General features: G+C 41.6%; 3 protein-coding genes. All 3 read left to right on the forward strand.

Annotated features, from left to right (window positions below; genetic code table 11):
• The first annotated feature begins 36 nt into the window (after positions 1-36).
• Positions 37-846, forward strand: coding sequence for a sulfite exporter TauE/SafE family protein (locus AB4653_RS25870; protein WP_009846561.1), 810 nt, complete (start codon positions 37-39; stop codon positions 844-846).
• 173 nt (positions 847-1,019) lie between these two features.
• Complete coding sequence (locus AB4653_RS25875; protein ID WP_102257308.1) at positions 1,020-1,448, forward strand: hypothetical protein; 429 nt, start codon at positions 1,020-1,022, stop codon at positions 1,446-1,448.
• 143 nt (positions 1,449-1,591) lie between these two features.
• Positions 1,592-2,596: a metal-dependent hydrolase gene (locus AB4653_RS25880; protein ID WP_102257307.1), complete on the forward strand. Its 1,005-nt coding sequence runs from the start codon at positions 1,592-1,594 to the stop codon at positions 2,594-2,596.
• The last annotated feature ends 150 nt before the right edge of the window (positions 2,597-2,746 follow it).

Consider the following 2,746-nt stretch of genomic DNA (forward strand, 5'->3'; position numbering starts at 1 on the left):
ATTTAAGATAATTAATTTAATTAAGAGATGGACGAAATGAGTGAGTTGCTGTTGTTGATTTTATACTGTGCATTATTAGGCAGTGGTGTTGGTTTTCTTGCCGGGCTTTTGGGGATTGGCGGGGGGCTTATCATTGTACCTGTGTTAAGCAGTATTTTACTTCACTTAGAAGTTTTACCTGCTGACCAAGTGGTCGTTGCAGCGATTGCGACTTCTTTGGCATCAATCTTGTTTACCTCAACTTCTTCTGCGCTTGCTCACCACAAAAATGGCAACGTGCCTTGGGATTTGGCACCTTGGATCATGTTGGGTGTTGCTCTGGGTGCATTGATTAGTGGCTTTATGGCGGCTCTTTTACCGGAAAAAGTGGTTCGTATTGTGTTTGCCGTGAGTGTGGTTCTTATTGCGATCAAGATGTTCTTAAGCAGCAAAAATGACGCGCCTAAAGAACGAAAGCTACCGAACAAGGGCGTACTAACGGTTCTTACAACTATTACGGGCGGCTTGTCAGCCATGATAGGCATTGGTGGTGGGGCATTGCTGGTTCCACTATTGACGTTCTTCTCTGTCGATATGAAAAAGGCCATTGGTTGTGCGTCGGCTTGTGGCATTGTGATCGCATTATTTGGGTCTATCGGTTATATCACCTCGGGCAGCAGCCACTTTGCTCTAACAGAAGGTTTTGCTGGCTTTGTTTATTTGCCTGCGCTGCTAGGCATCGTGTGCACATCTTGGTTTACAGCTCCGCTAGGCGCAAAAGCAACTAACCATTTACCGGTTCCAACGATTAAGAAGATCTTCTCAGTACTGTTGGTGGTTATCGCAGCCAGCATGGTTGCTCGTTAATTAAAGAATTCAGTAACCTGTAACTGAATCAGTTTCTTTATTCATTAGACATTTAGGTGCGAAAAAATGCATGTAAATGTCTAATTGCGATCTGAGCCCTTCAATAACATGAGTTACTCCTTTTAATGCGTCATAGTTCATAATAAGGTTGTTCGCGTTTAATAAATATTCAAATGTGGTCAAGTACTTATCTAAAGGAGCGAGTGATGGCACGAGAAATTTCATTTAAGGGCAACGGCCCACGTTGGAACGTGGCTCTATCAATGATAATAAGTTACGTGATCGCATCTTTAGCTATCAACTTGTTTTATCAGACTGAGATCCAGTTTTTCCCTTTTGTTACTTCTATCTTAATCATGATCGCTGTCTATGCTTTGATCTCCAAGTTCACCCGAAGACATTTATCTTTAGTTGGTGAAGACATACATCTACATGACGTTAAAGCGAACTTAGTGATCAAAAACTCTGTCTTTTCTCGTCAGTATATTCAGGTTAAATCACTGACTAAAACTGGCTATTACAAAGTGAATGTTCACAAAGGACAGGTTGATAAATCTGATTGGGAAATGCTGTTAAGCAAGGCCACACAGCAAAACGTTTAACGCTAACTCTTCATGGAATTCATTAATGTCAGGGTGTTTTATCAACAGTATTATCTTGATAAAACATTGTTATTTAACCCAATTCACTGCTATAGCTAAATGTATCTTGTTTGATTCAACGGAATGCTATCAATGAGTGATTTATGGATCCTTTAACGCAGGGCGTGTTAGGCGCTTCTTTGGCACAGTCAGCAAGCAAAAAACAACATTTGGCTGTTGCAGGTGTATTAGGGCTACTTTCTGGATTGGCTCCAGATCTAGATGCACTGATTAAGTCTCAAAGTGATCCTTTGTTGGCTTTGGAATTTCATCGACAATTTACTCATTCACTCTTCTTTATCCCCATTGGCAGTTTGATCTGTGCCTTTGTTCTACATCATCTGATTGCAAAAAGGCGCGGGCTTACTTTCAAGCAAAGCTGGCTGTTTTGCGCTCTGGGTTATGGCACTCATGCACTGTTAGACGCTTGTACCACTTATGGCACGCAGTTACTTTGGCCTTTGACTAATGCGCGTTTTGCTTGGAATACCATATCAATCATCGATCCTGTTTATACGCTGCCCATCTTAGTTTTGCTTGTGTTTGCAACGTTGAAACGAGCACCTTGGCTAGCACGTGTTGCGTTTGCTTGGGCTCTAATTTATCCAACATTAGGGATGATACAAAGAGATAGGGCAGAGGCGATTGGGTGGCAATTAGCGGAACAAAGACAACATACGCCGATTCGATTAGAGGCAAAACCAAGCTTTGCGAATATCTTAGTTTGGAAAGTGGTGTACGAAACAGAGGCTCATTATCATGTAGACGCAGTGCGGGTTGGTACATCGGTAAACGTATATCCAGGAGAGTCGGTCGCTAAGCTGAACGTTAGCAGGGACTTACCTTGGCTTGACCTGGATTCTCAACAAGCCAAAGATATTGAACGCTTCCGCTGGTTCTCTAATGGTTATATTGCTCTGGACCCAACGGACGAGTTGCGTATTATCGACGTCCGATACTCAATTGTACCGAATCAAATGAAAGCACTTTGGAGTATCAAGTTATCAAAATCTGTTGATGCCAATTCGCATATAAAATACGAAACTCATCGAGACAACACCCCAGAGTCGAGACAGATCTTCTTCGATATGCTCACTGGCGATAAATGATCTAGTTCTAAACAGTAAAAAGGCTGAGTCAGATAACCTGCTCAGCCTTTTTTATTCGTTTGTTTAACAGGTCGATGTTGCATTGCTTACATCACATATATTAATAAAACTGATAGTGCTTACATTTATAAGTGTGATTTATGTCTCTAT

This window comes from Vibrio sp. 10N.222.48.A3 (genome assembly GCF_041475345.1).
Classification (GTDB): Bacteria; Pseudomonadota; Gammaproteobacteria; order Enterobacterales; family Vibrionaceae; genus Vibrio; species Vibrio tasmaniensis_A.